We start from the raw sequence: 17,508 nt of genomic DNA, 5'->3' as shown, positions 1-17,508 counted from the left end.
TACGTCCTGACGTAGTCCGCATCGTCCAACATTGCCCTTCATGTGGTTTTCTTACCCCTCGAAGGACTGGAATTCCCTTGAAACCACGTCTGGCCCGGCCGCTGCTCGCGGCCATCGTCGGCGGTGCGCTGGCTGCCGGTGGCGCCGTCGCCGCTTCGCCGGCCTTCGCCGTCAGCTCTCCCGTGCGTGCCGCGGTCGCCGTCGAGGAAAGCGGCGAGCCGACCGCTTCCGCCGAGCCGGCGCCGAGCGACAGCGTCACCTCCGAGCCGGCGCCGAGCGACAGCGCCTCCTCCGAGCCGGCGCCGAGCGACAGCACCTCCGTCGAGCCCGCTCCGAGCGACAGCACCTCCGTCGAGCCGAGCACCCCGGCCACGAGCCCGAGCGTCAGCCCGAGCGCGAGCACCCCGGCGCCGGACACGATCCCGCCGAAGGGTGCCTACAAGCTGTCGGCAACCTCGATCTGGACCGGTCAGTTCGTCAAGTTCACCCAGACCTCCGCGGACTTCAGTGACAACGTCACCCCCGACGCGCAGATCAAGCGGACTGTCAACTGGGGCGACGGCACTGGCCTGCTCACGCTCACGGCCTCGCAGACCGTCGTTCAGCACAACTACAACAAGCCCGGCACCTTCACGCTTGTCGAGCGGCTCACCGACAAGGCCGGCAAGTTCAGCGACATCAAGAAGACCGTCAAGGTGTCGAACGCCGCGACCAAGCTGGTGAACAGCAAGACCAGCGTCTGGAACGGCCAGCGTTACTACCTCACGGTCAAGGCCGTCCCGGCCGGCACCCAGTACGTCGTGATCCAGAACGGCGACAACTGCACCGGTGAGTTCAAGTGGACCGGTAAGGCCAAGGCCGTGAAGATGTACTTCTGGAAGGACTGCACGACCGGCAAGATCGTCACCGGCAAGCGCTACGCCAAGGTCAAGTACCGGAACGCGAACGGCTACAGCGCCTGGTTCACCGGTGGCGCCGGCGTCACCGTGAAGAAGGACTCCTGGAAGCCGACCGTCACGGTCACCAAGCCGAAGAACTCCAACAAGCTCTCCAGCTGGAAGTACGTCACCGGCACCTCGAAGGACAAGGGCTCCGGCGTCCGGGTCGTGTGGGTCTCCCTGGAGAACTTCAGCAACGGCCAGGACTACTGCCTGAACGTCAACAAGAAGTGGCAGAAGGTCAACGGCGACACCTGGAACGACGTCTGCTACTCGTGGAAGGCGACCGTCTCCGCGAACGGCAAATGGAAGTTCAAGGTTCCGGCGGGCCTGAAGAAGGGCCTCTTCTGGCCGGCCGCGAGCGCCGAGGACTGGGCGGGTCGTCAGACCTACCCGTACAAGTACATCGAAGCGAAGATCACTCGTAGCTGATCTTCCGTAGGACGACGAGAAGCGGGGCCGGAGCGATCCGGCCCCGCTTTCGTGCGTCTCAGAGCTGGTACGCGAGATCCGAGATGTGGTGGTCGGCCAGCTCGTCCACCGGCGCCCACGCCTCGTACACCCCGCGCTCGTAGCAGCGCGCCCCGGTCGCGCTGAGCGCGTCCACGTCCGGGCGCAGCAGCCGCAGCCGGGCCCAGGTCTCGTCCCGCTGCAGCACCCAGCACGGCACCCCGCGCCACAGCGCCTGCTCGGCCCGGCGGCTCAGGGTCTGCACCGAATAACGGGCGGCGCGGGTCAGCGCCCGGACCCGGAACTCGTTGGGCGGGTCGGCGACCGCCTCGTACTCCTTGCCGTCGATCGTGCCGACCAGGCGGGCGGTGCCGGCCGCGGTGCACGGCACGTACTCCCGGTCCGGGCTCACCCCGGGCAGCTCGTCCAGCAGGCCGCGCCAGCGGGGCCCGGCCAGCCGCAGCCACCCGTGCTGCTCCGGCTGGTACGTGTAGAGCACCACCTCGTCACCGCCCGGCGCGTACGCGATCAGCTGGGCGTTGCCCGGCAGCGGCAGGTCGGCGAACCCGGCGGTGATGTACTCCGGGATCAGCTCGTCGGTGCTCGGTGTGAACCCGGTGCCCAGCACCATCGCGCCGATCCGGGAGTGTGCCGGCAGCGCGGCCAGTCCCGGCTGACCGGGATCGGCGGGCAGCTCGAAGTCCATCGGGTCGGTGGCCCGCCAGCGCAGCCCGTACGCCACCCGGCCGTCCACCGCGCCGTCGGTGCGCAGCAGGTTGAGCTGCTCCGGATCGGTCAGGTGGGCGATGTCGCAGGCCCGGTAGCAGAAGCCGTACGGAAGCCAGCCGCCGAGATGCCCGGCGACCTGGGCCGGCGACAAGATCTTGGTCATCCGGGTGCCGCGCCGGACGACCGCGGTCTCCCGGATCCGGCGCATCGTCGCATCGTCGCGATACACCGCGGACTGACTCATCGACTGCACGTGCTGCCAGGTCAGGTCGCGGCGCAACGGTGCCATCAGGGGCGGGTCGAGCGGGTCGGCGCCCAACTGGCTGTCCTCACCGGTCACGGTCACGGCCGGAACTTAAGTGACGATGGTGGATATCGGATGAACATGCGGTTACCGGTACAGGTGCCGTGCAGAATGTCTCACATGCCATCGACACCCCCCACGTCGCCGACGCCGTCCGAGAAGCGCCGGGCCAAGGCCGCCCGCCGGGCCGGTGAGTTCCCGCCCGCGCCGGAACCGCTGGCCGTGCCGGTCTTCGACAGCCACACCCACCTCGATCTGACCGTGCAGGAGGCCGGTGTCCCCGGCGGCGCCACCGGAGACCCGGTCGAGGCGCTGATCGCCGCGGCCGCCAAGAACGGTGTCGACCGGCTGATCCAGGTCGGCGTCGATGTGGACTCGTCGCGGTGGGGCGCCGAGCTGGCCGGCCGGAACGACGCGGTGCTGGCCGCGGTGGCCCTGCATCCCAACGAGGCGCCCCGGCTCGCCGATCTCGACGAGGCGTTGCGCGAGATCGAGGCGCTCGCGGCCCAGCCGCGGGTCCGGGGCGTCGGCGAGACCGGGATGGACACTTTTCGTACGGGTGACGACGGCCGGTCCGCGCAGGAGACGAGTTTCCGGGCGCACATCGCGATCGCCAAGCGGCACGGCAAGGCGCTGATCATCCACGACCGGGAGGCGCACGCCGACGTGCTGCGGATCCTCGACGACGAGGGCGCGCCGGACACCGTGGTGCTGCACTGCTTCTCCGGCGACGCCGAGTTCGCCGCCGAGTGCGTGCGCCGGGGCTACCACCTCAGCTTCGCCGGGACGATCACCTTCGGCAGCGCGGCGAACCTGCGCGCGGCGGCCGCGATCACCCCGCCCGAGCTGATGATGGTGGAGACCGACGCGCCGTACCTGACCCCGGCCCCGCACCGCGGCCGGCCCAACGCGTCGTACCTGATCCCGATCACCGTGCGGGCCCTGGCGGCGGCCCGCGACGTCGACGTGGACGAGCTGTGCGCGACCATCTCGGCCACCGGCGAGCGGGTCTTCGGCCCCTGGAAGTGAGTCCCGCCGGCGAGCGCTCCGCGGGCCGGGCGTGCCCGCCGGGTTCGGCCGGTGACCGGCCTCCTAGGCTGCTCCTATGGCTGACGGACTCCTCGGCCCGGCGGAGATCCGGGAACTCGCCGCACGCCTGGGCGTCGCGCCGACCAAGAAGCTCGGCCAGAACTTCCTGCACGACCCGAACACCATCCGGCGGATCGTGGCCGCCGCGGCCCTGCGCCCGGACGACGTCGCGCTGGAGGTCGGGCCCGGGCTCGGCTCGCTGACCCTGGGCCTGGCCGCCGCGGTCCGGCACGTGCACGCCGTCGAGATCGACCCGGTCCTGGCCGCCGCGCTGCCGGCGACCGTCACCGCCGCGCACCTCACCGTGCACGCGGCCGACGCGCTCCGGGTCACCGGCGCCCGGTTCGACCCGGCGCCGACCGTGCTGGTCGCGAACCTGCCCTACAACGTGGCCGTCCCGGTGGTCCTGCACCTGCTCGCCGAGCTGCCGACGCTGCGCAGCGGCCTGGTGATGGTGCAGAAGGAGGTCGCCGACCGGCTGGTCGCCGGTCCGGGTTCCAAGGTGTACGGCGTGCCGTCGGTCAAGCTGGCCTGGTACGCCCAGGCCAAGTCGGCCGGGAAGGTGCCGCCCGCGGTGTTCTGGCCGGTGCCCAACGTGGACTCCGGGCTTGTCGCGTTCACCCGCCGGGAGCCGCCGGTCGGCGCGGAGCGGGCGGACGTGTTCCGGGTGATCGACGCGGCCTTCGCGCAGCGCCGCAAGACTCTGCGGGCCGCGCTCGCCGGGTGGGCCGGCGGGCCGGGTAAGGCCGAGGACGTGCTGGTCGCGGCCGGGATCAGCCCGCAGGTCCGCGGCGAGATGCTGACCGTGGAGGAGTTCGTCGCGATCGCCGCGGCGGCGAAAACGTCAGGGTACGGCGGTAAGCTCAGCCCGTCCGGCGCACAGCCCGAGGAGGTGGACTCATGACCGCGGAACCGACCGGTCATGTCATGTGGTCGCCCGACCCGATCCGCCAGCGTCTGGCGAACTTCTCTCTCGAGGACGTCCTCAACCTGCCCGACGACGCCCCCCGCGTCGAACTCCGCGACGGAGTCATGATTGTGGTTCCCTCTCCCACCTTCGGCCATCAGGACACCGCGAATCTGTTGTGGCTGTGGTTCCGGCAGAACGCTCCAAAGGCTTACCGAGCTAGCGGTGCCGTCGGTGTCGCGCTCGGCTCGCAGGACAGCTTCGAACCGGACGCTCTCCTGTTGCATGCCCCGGTGGAGAAGTCGAACCACTTCTTCCTGCCTTCGCAGGTGGTCATCGCCGTCGAGGTCGTCTCACCGGGAACGAAGCGCCGGGATCGCTTCGAGAAGCCGTTGGAGTATGGCTTGGCGGGGATCCCCCATTACTGGCGAATCGAGCAGGATCCAGTACATGTCTACGCGTATGACCTCGTCAACCGGCAGTACGAGTTGGTCGCGGACTCGGATACGGAGCTGGTGTTGAGCGCGCCGTTCGAGATCACGCTGCCGATCCGGGACATCACTCCGTGACCGAGGCCTGGGGACCGGACGACGACGAGCCGCGTCCGCACATCGGCCCGGTCAAGGTCCGGGTGCCCGCGAAGATCAACCTGCACCTCGGCGTCGGCCCGCTGCGGATGGACGGCTATCACGAGCTGAACACCGTCTACCACGCGATCAGCCTGTTCGACGAGATCACCGCCCGGCACGGCGACACGCTCACGCTGACCATGGAGGGCGAGGGCACCGGCGAGCTGCTGCTCGACGAGACCAACCTGATCATGCGGGCCGCCCGCGCGCTGGCCGCCCGCGCGCGTGTCCCGGCGTACGCGAGGTTGCATCTGAAAAAAGTGATCCCGTTGGCCGGCGGCCTGGCCGGAGGCAGCGCGGACGCCGCGGCGACGCTGATCGCCTGCGATCTGCTCTGGGGTCTCGGGATGTCCCGTGACGAGCTGGCCGAGGTCGGCGCGCAGCTCGGCTCGGACGTGCCGTTCCTGCTGCACGGCGGCACCGCGCTGGGCACCGGGCACGGCGAGGCGGTCAGCCCGATCCTGGCCCGGCCGACCATCTGGCACTGGGTGGTGGCGATCGCCGACGGCGGGCTCTCCACCCCGGCGGTCTACCGCGAGCTGGACACCCTGCGGGCCGGCTCCTGGCCGCCTCCCGCGCTGGAGAACGCGGACTCGCTGATGTCCGCGCTGCGCCAGCGCAACCCGGAGGTGCTCGGCGCGGCCCTCGGCAACGACCTGCAGCCGGCCGCGCTGTCGCTGCGCCCGCAGCTCGCCGACGTGCTCAAGGCCGGCACCGAGGCGGGCGCCGTCACCGGCCTGGTCTCCGGTTCCGGCCCGACGTGTGTCTTCCTGGCGGCCGACGCGGCGCACGCGCACGAGGTCGCCGAGGGGCTGACCGCGGCCGGGGTCTGCCGGACGGTGGTCACCGCGCGCGGCCCGCAGCCCGGCGCGCGGGTAATCTAGAGCCATCGTGGCCAATATCATCAACCTGGACCGGGTCAACAAGGGTTACGGCGCCGCCGGTCAGCTGCTCACCGATGTCTCGCTCGGTTTGGACGACGACGCCCGCTTGGGCATCGTCGGTCTGAACGGGGCCGGCAAGTCCACCCTCCTGCGGATGCTCGCCAAATCCGAGGAGCCGGACTCAGGTCGTGTGACGCACCGCCGAGACCTCCGGGTCGCCACCCTTCCGCAGACACTCAACCTGGCCGCCGAGGCGACCGTGCGCGATGTCGTGCTCGGCACCGCCTGGCTGCCGCAGGGCATGGGCGCCGAGCACGAGTGGGCCGGTGACTCCGGTGTCCGCCTGATCCTCGACGGCCTCGGCATGGGCTATCTCGGCCTGGACACGCCGGTCGGGCCGATGTCCGGTGGCGAACGCCGCCGGGTCGCGCTCGCCGCGCTGCTGGTCCGGGAGAGCGACCTGCTGGTCCTCGACGAGCCCACCAACCATCTGGACGTGGCCGGTGTCGACTGGCTCGCCAAGCACCTGGTGACCCGCCGGGGCGCGCTGGTCGTGGTCACCCACGACCGCTGGTTCCTCGACGAGGTGTGCACCGCGACCTGGGAGGTCGTGGACGAGCAGGTGCACATGTACGAGGGCGGGTACGCCGCCTGGATCCTGGCCCGCGCCGAGCGGCAGCGGGTCGCCGCGACCGTCGAGGCCCGCCGGCAGAACCTGCTCCGCAAGGAGATCGCCTGGCTGCGCCGGGGCCCGCCGGCCCGGACGTCCAAGCCCAAGTTCCGGATCGACGCGGCCAACGAGCTGATCGCCGACGTGCCGCCGGCCCGTGACACGGTCAGCCTGCAGCGGCTGGCCACCACCCGGCTCGGCAAGCAGGTCTACGACCTCGAGCAGGTCACCCTGAACGCCGGCCCCAAGCCGATCTTCCGGGACCTGACCTGGCAGGTCGGCCCGGGTGACCGGATCGCGATCCTGGGCGCCAACGGCGCCGGCAAGACCACCCTGCTGCGGTTGCTGGCCGGTGTCACCAAGCCGGACGGCGGGCGCCTGATCACCGGCTCCACCGTGAAGCCCGCGTTCCTGTCCCAGGAGCTCAAGGAGCTGCCCGGGCACCTGCGCCTGCTGGAAGCGGTCGAGGAGGTCGCCCGGCGGGTCCAGCTCGGCGACCGGGAGCTCTCCGCCGGTCAGCTCGCCGAGGTGTTCGGCTTCACCGACAAGCGGATCTGGACGCCGGTCAGCGACCTGTCCGGTGGTGAGCGCCGCCGGCTGCAGATGCTGCGCCTGCTGGCCACCGAGCCGAACGTGCTGCTGCTCGACGAACCGACGAACGACCTGGACACCGACACCCTGGCCTCGCTGGAGGACCTGCTCGACTCGTGGCCGGGCACCATGGTGGTCGCCAGTCACGACCGCTATCTGGTCGAGCGCGTCACCGACGTGGCGTACGGGATGTTCGGCGACGGCAAGCTGGTGCACCTGCCGGGCGGCATCGACGAATATCTGGCCCGGGTGCAGACCCCGATCATGGGCGGCGACGCCGGTTACGTGTCCGGCGGCGGGTCGGCCGCGACCGGGCCGGGTCTCTCCCAGGCCGAGTTGCGGCAGGCCCGCAAGGACCTGTCCCGTCTCGAGCGGCAGATGACCAAGCTCACCGAGAAGGCCGCCAAGATCAACGAGCAGCTGGCCCAGCACGGCAGCGACTACGACAAGCTGGTCGAGCTGGAATCCCAGCTCAAGGCGGTCAAGCAGGAGCAGGAGCAGATCGAGCTGGCCTGGCTCGAATTGGCCGAGCAGGTGCCCGGAAACTGAACTGGGGGGTGTACCTGCGCCGCTTGTCGCGGATACGCGAGAATCGGAAAGACAACACCTGACCTTGGAGACGGACAGCATGGCGCATATTCCGGTCAATCACCCGCTTCGGCCGATCTACCGCCTGGTGGGCTTCGCTTCCGGGGCCTACCTGGTGGTCTACGGCATCCTCGGCCTGATCGGCACGGCGAGCGAGGGCATCACCGGTCACCCGGTCGACCGGGTCCTCGGCCAGAGCACGAACCTGCTCGGTGCGATCGTCTCGCTGGTCGCCGGTGGTCTGGTGCTGCTCGGCACGGCCGTCGGCCGCAACGTCGACGTCGAGGTGGACAAGTTCGTGGGCTGGGGCCTGCTGGTGATCGGCAGCTACTCGCTCGCCACCATCCGCACCGACGCCAACTTCTTCGGCCACAGCATCTCCACCGTGATCGTCATCTACCTGGTCGGCACGCTGCTGATCGCGGTCTCGCTCTACAGCAAGGTCGCCGCGCCCGGCAAGGCCGGCGCTCCGCGGCAGGTCCGTGAGGGCCGCGCCGCCTGATCGCCGCACCCGATCGTTCGCACCGACGACCGCCGCCCTCACCCCCGAGGCGCGGCGGTCATCGCGTCTTACGGGTGATCAGGCCGGGCTTGGCCTCCAGGTGGGACAGGCCGTTCCAGGCCAGGTTCACCAGATGCGCGGCGACCATCTCCTTCTTCGGCTTCCGCGCCTCCCGCCACCACTGCCCGACCAGCGCCACCATCCCGACCAGCGCCTGCGAGTACAGCTCGGCGAACTTCGGGTCCAGGCCACGGCTGGTGAACTCGGCGCCCAGGATGTGCTCCACCTGGTGCGCCACGTCGTTCATCACGCTGGAGAAGGTGCCGGCCGGCGCCAGCACCGGCGCCTGCAGGACCAGCACCCGGAAGCCGTGCGGCTCCTCCTCGATGTAGTCGAGCAGCGCCAGCGCGGCCTGCTCGAGCAGCTCCCGCGGGTGGCCGGCGGTCAGCGCCGCGGTGATCCGGTCCAGCAGGGCGCGCACCTCGCGGTCGACGACCACCGCGTACAGGCCCTCCTTGCCGCCGAAGTGCTCGTAGACCACCGGCTTCGACACCTTCGCCCGGGCCGCGACCTCCTCGACGCTGGTGCCGTCGTAACCGCGCTCGGCGAAGAGCTGCCGGCCGGTCGTGATCAGCTGCTCGCGGCGCTGGGCGCCGGACATCCGGACCCGGGGTGCGGGCTCGGGGCGGGCCCGGCGGGGACGCGGTGGATCTGTCGCCTCGGTCACCGGGCCATCCTGCCAGGAGACCCGCCCGCGCAGCCCCGAGTGAAGATCGACGGCCGCCCGCTATCATGTGACACGGTAGGCATGGCCCGAGGGAAATGCCGGAATCAGTCCCGGATCGTCTAATGGCAGGACCACGGCTTTTGGTGCCGTTTATGGGGGTTCGAGTCCTCCTCCGGGAGCTTTTCACACTGCGGCCGGGCCGTGCTCGGCTGCATCGTCTGCCGACAATTGCCTACTGCGAACTTGGAGTTCCGCGTGAGCCAGGCCCCCAGTCGTACCGTCGTCGTCCTCGCCGCCGGTGAGGGCAAGCGGATGAAGTCCGCGACGCCCAAGGTTCTGCAGCCCCTGCTGGGCCGCACCCTGCTCGGCCACGTGCTGGCCGTCTCCGCGGCGATCAAGACCGACCGCACCCTGGTCGTGGTCGGGCACAAGGCCGACCAGGTCGGCGCGTTCCTGTCCGAGGTCGCGCCGGACGCGACGCCGGTGCTGCAGGCCGAGCAGAACGGCACCGGCCACGCGGTGCGGATCGCCCTGGACGCCGCGCCCGAGCTGACCGGGACCGTGGTGGTGCTCAGCGGTGACGTGCCGTTGCTGCGCCCGGAGACGGTCGAGGCGCTGCTGGCCACGCACGAGCGGGCCGGCGCGGCGGCCACCGTGCTGAGCGCGGAGGTGGCCGAGCCGGGCGGGCTGGGCCGGATCGTCCGGGACGCCGGGGGCAACCTGGAGCGGATCGTCGAGGCGAAGGACGCGTCGGCCGAGCAGTTGGCGATTCGGGAGATCAACTCGGGGATCTACGCGTTCGACGCGGCGCTGCTGCGCGAGGCGCTGGGCAAGCTGTCCACCGACAACGCGCAGGGCGAGGAATATCTGACCGACGTCTTCGCGATCCTGGCCGGTCAGGGCCAGCCGGTGGCGATCGAGATCGCCGAGTTCGCGTACGAGACGCTGGGCTGCAACGACCGCGCCGAGCTGTCCCGGCTGCGGGTGCTGATGCGCGACCGGGTGAACGACGGCTGGATGCGCGCCGGCGTGCTGCTGCTCGACCCGGCGACCACGTGGATCGACGTGACCGCGACGCTGGAGCCGGACGCGGTGGTGGATCAGAACTGTCAGATCTCCGGCACCTCGTCGGTGGCCACCGGCGCCGTGATCGGGCCGGATTCCACGCTCGTCGACACGTCGGTGGCCGAGGGCGCGACGGTCCTGCGTACCCATGCGATCGGTGCGGTGATCGGCCCGGACGCGACGGTGGGCCCGTTCTCCTACCTGCGCCCGGGGACGACGCTGGCCCGCAAGGCGAAGGTCGGCGGGTTCGTCGAGACCAAGAACGCCGAGCTGGGCGAGGGTGCGAAGGTGCCGCACCTGTCGTACGTGGGTGACGCGCAGATCGGCGCGAAGGCCAACATCGGCGCCGGCACGATCTTCGCGAACTACGACGGCGTGAAGAAGAGCCGGACCGTGGTCGGCGAGGCGGCCTTCGTCGGGTCGGACTCGGTGCTGATCGCGCCGGTCGAGATCGGGCCGGGCGCTTACGTGGCGGCGGGCTCCGCGGTGGTGAAGGATGTTCCTGCGGGCAATCTCGGGGTGACGCGGGCGCAACAGCGCAACGTCGAGGGCTGGGTGGCGTTGAAGCGACCGGGGACGGTGTCCGCCGAGGCCGCCGACCGGGCCCGGATTATCACCCCTGAGCAGGACTGATCCAGCGGGGGTGAGGCATCCCACGTAGTGCCCCGGAAACATGGCGGTTACGTGTCCGGCAGGGATACTTCACTCGAACCCAACACCCCCTAATTCAACGGGAGCAGCGAGCCGATGGGCAGCATCGTCGCGGAGAACCGTAAGAGTTTGATGCTCTTCACCGGCCGGGGGTTCCCCGAGTTGGCTGACGAGATCGGTCAGGTGCTCGGCGTGGCACCGACCCCGTCGGACTCGTACGAGTTCGCCAACGGTGAGATCTTCGTCCGGTTCAAAGAATCGGTCCGGGGCTCCGACGCGTTCGTGGTCCAGTCGGTCACCGAAGGGGTGAACCGCTGGGTCATGGAAACGCTGATCATGGTGGACGCGCTGAAGCGGGGGTCGGCCAAGCGGATCACCGTGGTGCTGCCGTTCTACCCGTACTCGCGTCAGGACAAGAAGCACCGCGGCCGGGAGCCGATCTCGGCCCGGCTGGTGGCGGACCTGCTGAAGACGGCGGGCGCGAACCGGATCCTCACGGTCGACCTGCACACCGCGCAGATCCAGGGCTTCTTCGACGGTCCGGTGGACCACCTGTTCGCGATGGACATCCTGGCCGAGTACGTCGAGCGCAAGTTCGCCGGCCGGCCGATGACCGTGGTCGCGCCGGACTCCGGCCGGGTGCGGGTGGCCGAGCGGTGGACGGACCGGCTGGGCGGGTGCCCGCTGGCGTTCATCCACAAGACGCGTGACCCGATGAAGCCGAACCAGGTGGTGGCGAACCGGGTGGTCGGCGACGTCGAGGGCCGGGTCTGCCTGATCGTCGACGACATGATCGACACCGGCGGGACGATCGCGAAGGCCGCGGACATCCTGTTCGACGAGGGCGCCGCGGACGTGATCGTGGCGTCGACGCACGCGCTGCTGTCCGACCCGGCGACCGAGCGGCTGAAGAACAGCCGGATCTCGGAGCTGGTGGTGACGAACACGTTGCCGCTGGCACCGGAGAAGCAGCTCGACAAGATCACTGTGTTGTCCATCGCGCCGCTGCTGGCGCGCGCGATCCGTGAGGTGTTCGACGACGGATCGGTGACCACCCTGTTCGGTGGCTTGAGCTAAATCACGAGGGGTGAGGGCGTCCGCCGTCGGCTGTGGCCGGTGGCGGGCGCTCTCGCGTGTTTCCGATGTGCCCGCCCCTGGTCTTCTCCCGGGTGGATTTTTCGCGGACGCCGTGTTCCGGCGGGACCCGCTGCTGTCCGCCGGCCGACAGCAGGTAGGGTAGAGGGGTTGCCACGGCGAGGGTGCCCCGCGGTCTGCTGAGGTTCGCAGTCCGCTCGAGGCTCCGTGATCGACGCGGTGCTCCGGGCCTGTGCCCAGCGCGCCCCCTTGCCCGGCAGCGCCGGCGACGGCTTAGGCGTCGTCGGCGAGCACTACCGAAGCACTGCCGGAATACCGCAGCCGCAGCTTAGACGCAGCCCGATCCCAGAGTTTCAGGAGTTTCCCCGTGTCCGAGGTAAAGATCAGCGCAGAGCCCCGCACCGAGTTCGGCAAGGGTGGTGCCCGCCGCACGCGCCGGGCCGGTCTCGTGCCCGCCGTGCTGTACGGGCACGGCGAGGCGCCGCAGCACATCGCGCTGCCGGCCCGCGAGTTCGCCGCCGCCATCCGTAAGGGCGGCCTGAACCAGATTTTCACCATCGACATCGTCGGCAACGCGGCCGCCACCCTGGCGCTGCCGAAGGCGATCCAGCGTGACCCGATCAAGGACACCTACGAGCACATCGACCTTCTGATCGTCAAGAAGGGCGAGAAGATCCAGGTCGACGTCCCGGTGTCGCTGACCGGCGAGGCTGCGAAGAACACCCTGATCACGCACGAGTTCACCACGGTCGCCGTGATCGCCGACGCGCTGAACCTGCCGTCCGAGATCGAGGCGTCGCTGGAGGGCAAGGAAGCCGGCTCCACGGTGACCGCCGGCGACCTGAAGCTCCCGGAGGGTGTCGAGCTCGCGGTCGAGGCCGACCACGTGCTGGCGTACATCAACGCCGCGCAGAGCACCACCACCGCCGCTGAGGACGAGGCCGCTGCGGGCGAGTCCGCCGAGGCTTCTGCTGCCGCGGCCACCACTGCGGAGTAATCTCGGCGCTTGCGTCGCGGTAACGCGGTAAATCGATCATCAGGGAAAGTGCCGACCGGCACTTTCCCTGTTGTGTATCCGGAAGGGCTTGAGGGTGAGCGACGAGTCGCCGTGGCTGGTGGTGGGTCTGGGCAATCCGGGCCGGGAGTACGCCGGCAACCGGCACAACGTGGGCTTCATGGTGGCCGATCTGCTGGCGTCCCGGATCGGGACGAAGCTGGGCCGGGCCAAGCGGGCCCAGGCCGAGGCCGGCGAGGGCCGTCTCGTCGGGGTAGGTCAGCACAGTGGTGGGCCGAAGCTGGTGCTGGTCAAGCCGCTGACGTTCATGAACCTGTCCGGGGCGCCGGTGGTGTCGCTGGCGCAGTTCTTCAAAGTGCCCGTGGCGCATGTGATTGCGGTGCATGATGAGCTGGATGTGCCGTTCGGCCAGGTCCGGGCGAAGAGCGGCGGCGGTGAGGGCGGCCACAACGGGCTGCGCTCGATGTCGAAGTCGCTGGCGAGCAAGGACTACGCGCGGGTGCGCTTCGGCGTCGGCCGGCCCCCGGGACGACAGGATCCGGCTGACTACGTGCTCTCCGACTTCTCCTCGGCCGAGCGCAAGGAGCTGGACTTCCTGGTGGACCGGGCCGCCGACGTGGTGGAGGCGATCGTGCTCGAGGGTGTCGAGTGGGCGCAGAACAAATACCACGGAAGTTGATGGTCCGGGTCGGAATGGCGTGACCGGTTGGGTCGATTTGTCCGCCTAGCCATACCGTGACGCCGCAGCCGTCCGTCCGTTGGTCACCACAGGCGCACGCTTTCGATGCGCCGCCGACGTGACGGGGGTCGTGGAATGTCGCAAGACGTGTCCGAGAACCGGACGGACGCGTCTACCGAACCCACGGTGACTCTGCCGGTGACCCCGGTGGAGCCGCCGCAGGGTTTCGTACCGGCCAATCATCCGCCGGCCAACCACGGTCCGCAGCGCCCGCTGCGTACCGCCTCGGGCCGGAACAACCGGATCCCGGTGCCGGTCGTGCCGGTGAGCCCGGCGCCGGCCGGTGCCGAGGCGCGGCGGGCGGAGAACGGGCCGCCGCACGCGGTGCGCGGCGTGGCCGATCCGGCCCGCAACAACGCCGGTGAGCGGCACTGGTCGCCGGCGCCGAACCGGTCCGCGGCGGCACGCCCGGCGACCCGGCCGTTCGTCCGGGCCCGGGGCCGGCACGCGGCGATGTCGCGGCGGCAGCGGTGGGAGACCCGGTACGTACGGACCCTGGTGCTCGCGGATCTCGCGGCCGGGACCGGTGCCGGCGCGGCCGGGTTCGGGCTGCGTTTCGGCGACGAGGTGACCCTCTACAACCGGGCGTACATGCTGCTGTCCGCGCTGCTGCCGGTGGTGCTGCTGGCGGTGCTGGCGGTGTCCCGGGCGTACGAGCGGCGCTACCTGTTCGTCGGGAGCGACGAGTACCAGCGGGTGATCCGGGGCGGGGTGGGGCTGATCGCCGGGGTGGCGCTGCTGTCGTACGCCCTCGATCTCGACCTGGCCCGGTCCTATGTCCTGGCCGCGCTGCCGTCCGCGGTCGTCGGGGTGCTGGTGCTGCGGTTCGCGCTGCGCAAGCGGCTGCACCTGGCCCGGGCCCGGGGCGAGGCGCTGCGCCGGGTGATCGTGGTCGGACACGAGTTGTCGGTCATCGGGATCACCCGTCAGCTGCGCCGGGAGCGCTATCACGGCCTCGAGGTGGTCGGAGCCTGCCTGCCGCCGGACGCGGACGGTGTCGGCGTGCGCGGCGGCCCGCTGGACCTGCCGGTCTACGGCACGTTCGAGGACGTGGCCTCGGCGGTGGAGCAGGCCGACGCGGACACCGTGGTGGTGCTGAGCTGTCCCGAACTGGACGGTGCGATGGTGCGCCGGCTCGCCTGGCGGCTGGAGCGCGACGAGGTGGACCTGGTGGTCGCCAGCACGCTGATCGACGTCGCCGGGGCGCGGACCACGATCCGGCCGTTCGACGGGCTGCCGATGCTGCACGTCGAGCACCCGCGGCTGCACGGCGGCTCGCGACTGGTGAAGGACCTCGTCGATCGGGTCGGCGCGCTGGTGCTGCTGATGCTGTTCGCCCCGGTGCTGCTGGGGGTGGCGCTCTGCGTGCGGCTGACGTCCCGCGGCCCGGTACTCTTTCGCCAGGTGCGGGTGGGACGCGACGGGCAGATGTTCCGGATCTTCAAATTCCGCAGCATGTATGTCGACGCCGAGGCCCGGTTGACCGAGTTGAGGCACCTGAACGAGCACGACGGTGTGCTCTTCAAGATCCGCGATGACCCGCGGATCACCCCGGTCGGTCAGTGGTTGCGCCGGTTCTCGCTGGACGAGCTCCCGCAGCTGCTGAACGTGCTCTCCGGGCGGATGTCCCTGGTCGGGCCGCGTCCGCCGCTGCCGACGGAGGTCGCCGCGTACGCGGATGACGTCCGCCGCCGGCTGGCCGTCAAGCCCGGGATGACCGGTCTGTGGCAGGTCTCCGGAAGGTCTGACTTGTCCTGGGAAGAAGCGGTTCGGTTGGACTTGCGCTATGTCGAGAACTGGTCGCTCAGTTTGGATCTCGTCATCCTGCTGAGGACCATGACTGCAGTGGTGCGCTCGTCGGGAGCGTATTAATAGAGCCCTCAGTCCGCTCACCGGCGGCGAGCGGGGCGGTTCGACGACAGGAGCGAGACGATGGGCGAGCAGACGAAGGCGTCCGCGCGCGTGGCCGTGCAGCGGGACGGCGCCGACGGTGGCGCACCACCGGTGATCGACGCCGCGTTCGCCCGCTGGCTCGCCGACCGGGCCGGGCAGGAGCTGCTCCGGGTCCGGGCCGCGATGGGCCACGCCGACGGCAAGGCCCTCAAGGTGGCCGGCGACAAGGCCGCGCACGACCTGATCCGCGCCGAGCTGGCCCGCTGGCGGCCGGCCGACGCGGTGCTGTCCGAGGAGGACGAGCACGCCCGGGTGGCCTGGAGCGAGGGCGATGCGGAGGTGGTCCGGCCGGACCGGTTGAGCGCGTCCCGGGTCTGGATCGTCGACCCGCTGGACGGCACCCGGGAGTTCTCCGAGGAGGGCCGCCCCGACTGGGCGGTGCACGTGGCGCTCTGGACCGCCGATTCGACGAACCAGGCCTGTCTGTCCGCGGGCGCGGTGGCGATGCCGGCCCAGCACTCCACGCTGGCCACCGACCACCCGCCGGCCTATCCGCCGCTGCCGCTGGAGTCGGCGACCGGCGGGGCGATCCGGATCGCCGCCAGCCGGACCCGCCCGCCCGCGTTCGTCACCGCGCTCGCCGAGGACCTGGGCGCCGAGCTGGTGCCGATGGGCTCGGCCGGCGTGAAGATCGCCGCGGTGATCAACGGCGAGGCGGACGCCTACGTGCACGCCGGCGGCCAGTACGAATGGGACTCGGCCGCCCCGGTCGCTGTGGCGTTGGCCACCGGCCTGCACGCGTCCCGGATCGACGGGTCCCCGCTGAGCTACAACCGGGCCGATCCGAAGCTGCCTGACCTGGTCGTCTGTCGCAAAGATCTCGCTCCTCGGTTGCTTGCTGCGATCAGCAGGCATCTTCCGACAGAATGACCCCTCGGCAACGACCGTGGAAAATCGCAGGATGAGCTCAGCTCGGCCGCCGACACCTGAAAGGTCTGGGGACTGATCCCATGAGCCAGACGAAGGACTATCGCGTCTCGCATCTGGATGCACTCGAAGCGGAGAGCATCTTCGTCATGCGGGAGGTAATGGCCGAGTTCGAGCGCCCCGTGCTGCTCTTCTCCGGCGGCAAGGACTCGATCGTCATGCTCCGCCTCGCGGAGAAGGCGTTCGCGCCCGGCAAGGTGCCGTTCCCGGTGATGCACGTGGACACCGGGCACAACTTCGCCGAGGTGCTGGAGTACCGGGATCACCGGGTCGCCACGCTGGGGCTGAACCTGGTGGTCGCCAGCGTGCAGGAGGCGATCGACACCGGCCTGGTGCGCGAGCTGCCGGACGGCACCCGCAACCGGATCCAGACCCCGGTGCTGCTCGCCGCGGTGGAGACGCGCTCTTCGGCGGCGCCCGCCGCGACGAGGAGAAGGCCCGGGCCAAGGAGCGGATGTTCAGCTTCCGCGACGAGTTCGGCCAGTGGGACCCGAAGAACCAGCGCCCCGAGCTCTGGGGGCTCTACAACGGCCGGCACCACCCGGGCGAGTCGATCCGGGTGTTCCCGCTCTCCAACTGGACCGAGCTGGACATCTGGCACTACATCGCCAAGGAGCAGGTGCCGCTGCCGAGCATCTACTACGCGCACGACCGCGAGGTGGTCGAGCGCGACGGGATGTACTACGCGGTCAACGAGTTCATCAAGCTGCGCGACGGCGAGACCTCGCAGGTGCGCCGGGTGCGGTACCGCACCGTCGGCGACGCGTCGCAGACCGCCGCGGTGCTCTCCGAGGCCGACACGGTCGACAAGGTGATCGACGAGGTGGCTGCCACCCGGATCACCGAGCGGGGCGCGACCCGCGGCGACGACCGGGTCAGCGAGGCCGCGATGGAAGACCGTAAGCGAGAGGGTTACTTCTGATGAGCCAGGCGATTCTGGAGCCGGACGCCGCTGTCGCGCGGAACATGGATCTGTTGCGGTTCGCGACGGCGGGCAGTGTCGACGACGGTAAGTCGACGCTCATCGGGCGGTTGTTGTTCGACACGAAGACGAT

Annotated in this window: 15 protein-coding genes, 1 tRNA gene and 2 pseudogenes; 16 read left to right on the top strand and 2 right to left on the bottom strand. The window is 70.2% G+C overall.

What is annotated here, in order from left to right:
* Positions 1-77 precede the first annotated feature (77 nt).
* On the top strand, positions 78-1,370 hold the full coding sequence (locus ADL15_RS28260) for a hypothetical protein (protein WP_067697524.1): 1,293 nt from the start codon (positions 78-80) through the stop codon (positions 1,368-1,370).
* A gap of 58 nt (positions 1,371-1,428) precedes the next feature.
* Here ADL15_RS28260 and ADL15_RS28255 read toward each other — a convergent pair whose 3' ends face one another.
* Positions 1,429-2,463 (bottom strand): hypothetical protein, encoded by a 1,035-nt coding sequence (locus tag ADL15_RS28255; RefSeq protein ID WP_067697522.1) that lies wholly within the window; start codon positions 2,461-2,463, stop codon positions 1,429-1,431.
* Between the two features lie 69 nt (positions 2,464-2,532).
* Between ADL15_RS28255 and ADL15_RS28250 the strand changes: the two genes are divergently transcribed.
* From ADL15_RS28250 to ADL15_RS28225, 6 genes are all read left to right on the top strand, one after another.
* The gene (locus tag ADL15_RS28250; RefSeq protein ID WP_067697520.1) at positions 2,533-3,450 is read left to right on the top strand and encodes a TatD family hydrolase; all 918 of its coding nucleotides are present in this window, start codon (positions 2,533-2,535) and stop codon (positions 3,448-3,450) included.
* A gap of 76 nt (positions 3,451-3,526) precedes the next feature.
* Positions 3,527-4,414, top strand: coding sequence for a 16S rRNA (adenine(1518)-N(6)/adenine(1519)-N(6))-dimethyltransferase RsmA (rsmA, locus tag ADL15_RS28245; RefSeq protein WP_067697518.1), 888 nt, complete (start codon positions 3,527-3,529; stop codon positions 4,412-4,414).
* A complete protein-coding gene (locus ADL15_RS28240) occupies positions 4,411-4,986 on the top strand; it encodes a Uma2 family endonuclease (RefSeq protein ID WP_198171054.1) in 576 nt (191 codons plus the stop codon). The genes rsmA and ADL15_RS28240 overlap by 4 nt, the downstream gene beginning before the upstream one ends.
* The gene (locus ADL15_RS28235) at positions 4,983-5,930 is read left to right on the top strand and encodes a 4-(cytidine 5'-diphospho)-2-C-methyl-D-erythritol kinase (RefSeq protein WP_067697517.1); all 948 of its coding nucleotides are present in this window, start codon (positions 4,983-4,985) and stop codon (positions 5,928-5,930) included. The genes ADL15_RS28240 and ADL15_RS28235 overlap by 4 nt, the downstream gene beginning before the upstream one ends.
* Before the next feature lie 7 nt (positions 5,931-5,937).
* Positions 5,938-7,740, top strand: a complete 1,803-nt coding sequence (locus tag ADL15_RS28230; protein WP_067697515.1) for an ABC-F family ATP-binding cassette domain-containing protein — start codon at positions 5,938-5,940, stop codon at positions 7,738-7,740.
* Positions 7,741-7,819: 79 nt separating this feature from the next.
* Positions 7,820-8,281, top strand: a complete 462-nt coding sequence (locus ADL15_RS28225; protein ID WP_067697664.1) for a DUF4383 domain-containing protein — start codon at positions 7,820-7,822, stop codon at positions 8,279-8,281.
* 58 nt (positions 8,282-8,339) lie between these two features.
* Here ADL15_RS28225 and ADL15_RS28220 read toward each other — a convergent pair whose 3' ends face one another.
* Positions 8,340-8,942, bottom strand: coding sequence for a TetR/AcrR family transcriptional regulator (locus ADL15_RS28220; protein ID WP_157441658.1), 603 nt, complete (start codon positions 8,940-8,942; stop codon positions 8,340-8,342).
* A gap of 174 nt (positions 8,943-9,116) precedes the next feature.
* Here ADL15_RS28220 and ADL15_RS28215 point away from each other — a divergent pair.
* From ADL15_RS28215 to ADL15_RS53320, 9 genes and pseudogenes are all read left to right on the top strand, one after another.
* A tRNA-Gln gene (locus ADL15_RS28215) sits at positions 9,117-9,187 on the top strand.
* Positions 9,188-9,263: 76 nt separating this feature from the next.
* Entirely contained in the window at positions 9,264-10,706 is a 1,443-nt protein-coding gene (glmU, locus tag ADL15_RS28210; RefSeq protein WP_067697662.1) for a bifunctional UDP-N-acetylglucosamine diphosphorylase/glucosamine-1-phosphate N-acetyltransferase GlmU, read from the top strand.
* Positions 10,707-10,820: 114 nt separating this feature from the next.
* Complete coding sequence (locus ADL15_RS28205; protein WP_067697511.1) at positions 10,821-11,801, top strand: ribose-phosphate diphosphokinase; 981 nt, start codon at positions 10,821-10,823, stop codon at positions 11,799-11,801.
* A 385-nt stretch (positions 11,802-12,186) separates the two neighbouring features.
* The gene (locus tag ADL15_RS28200; RefSeq protein ID WP_067697509.1) at positions 12,187-12,816 is read left to right on the top strand and encodes a 50S ribosomal protein L25/general stress protein Ctc; all 630 of its coding nucleotides are present in this window, start codon (positions 12,187-12,189) and stop codon (positions 12,814-12,816) included.
* A gap of 94 nt (positions 12,817-12,910) precedes the next feature.
* Complete coding sequence (gene pth, locus ADL15_RS28195) at positions 12,911-13,513, top strand: aminoacyl-tRNA hydrolase (protein ID WP_067697507.1); 603 nt, start codon at positions 12,911-12,913, stop codon at positions 13,511-13,513.
* A gap of 135 nt (positions 13,514-13,648) precedes the next feature.
* Positions 13,649-15,445: a sugar transferase gene (locus ADL15_RS28190; protein WP_067697505.1), complete on the top strand. Its 1,797-nt coding sequence runs from the start codon at positions 13,649-13,651 to the stop codon at positions 15,443-15,445.
* A gap of 60 nt (positions 15,446-15,505) precedes the next feature.
* Positions 15,506-16,396 carry a 3'(2'),5'-bisphosphate nucleotidase CysQ gene (locus tag ADL15_RS28185; protein WP_067697503.1) on the top strand — a complete coding sequence of 297 codons (891 nt, stop codon included), beginning with the start codon at positions 15,506-15,508 and terminating at the stop codon, positions 16,394-16,396.
* Positions 16,397-16,476: 80 nt separating this feature from the next.
* A pseudogene (gene cysD / locus ADL15_RS28180) lies at positions 16,477-17,375 on the top strand (sulfate adenylyltransferase subunit CysD).
* A pseudogene (locus tag ADL15_RS53320) lies at positions 17,375-17,508 on the top strand (sulfate adenylyltransferase); the annotation flags it as partial. The pseudogenes cysD and ADL15_RS53320, both read left to right, overlap by 1 nt.

The sequence above is a fragment of the Actinoplanes awajinensis subsp. mycoplanecinus genome, from assembly GCF_001509495.1.
Classification (GTDB): Bacteria; Actinomycetota; Actinomycetes; order Mycobacteriales; family Micromonosporaceae; genus Actinoplanes; species Actinoplanes palleronii.
The sequence above is the reverse complement of the archived record's forward strand: the minus strand, read 5'-3'. Positions and strand labels throughout refer to the sequence as shown.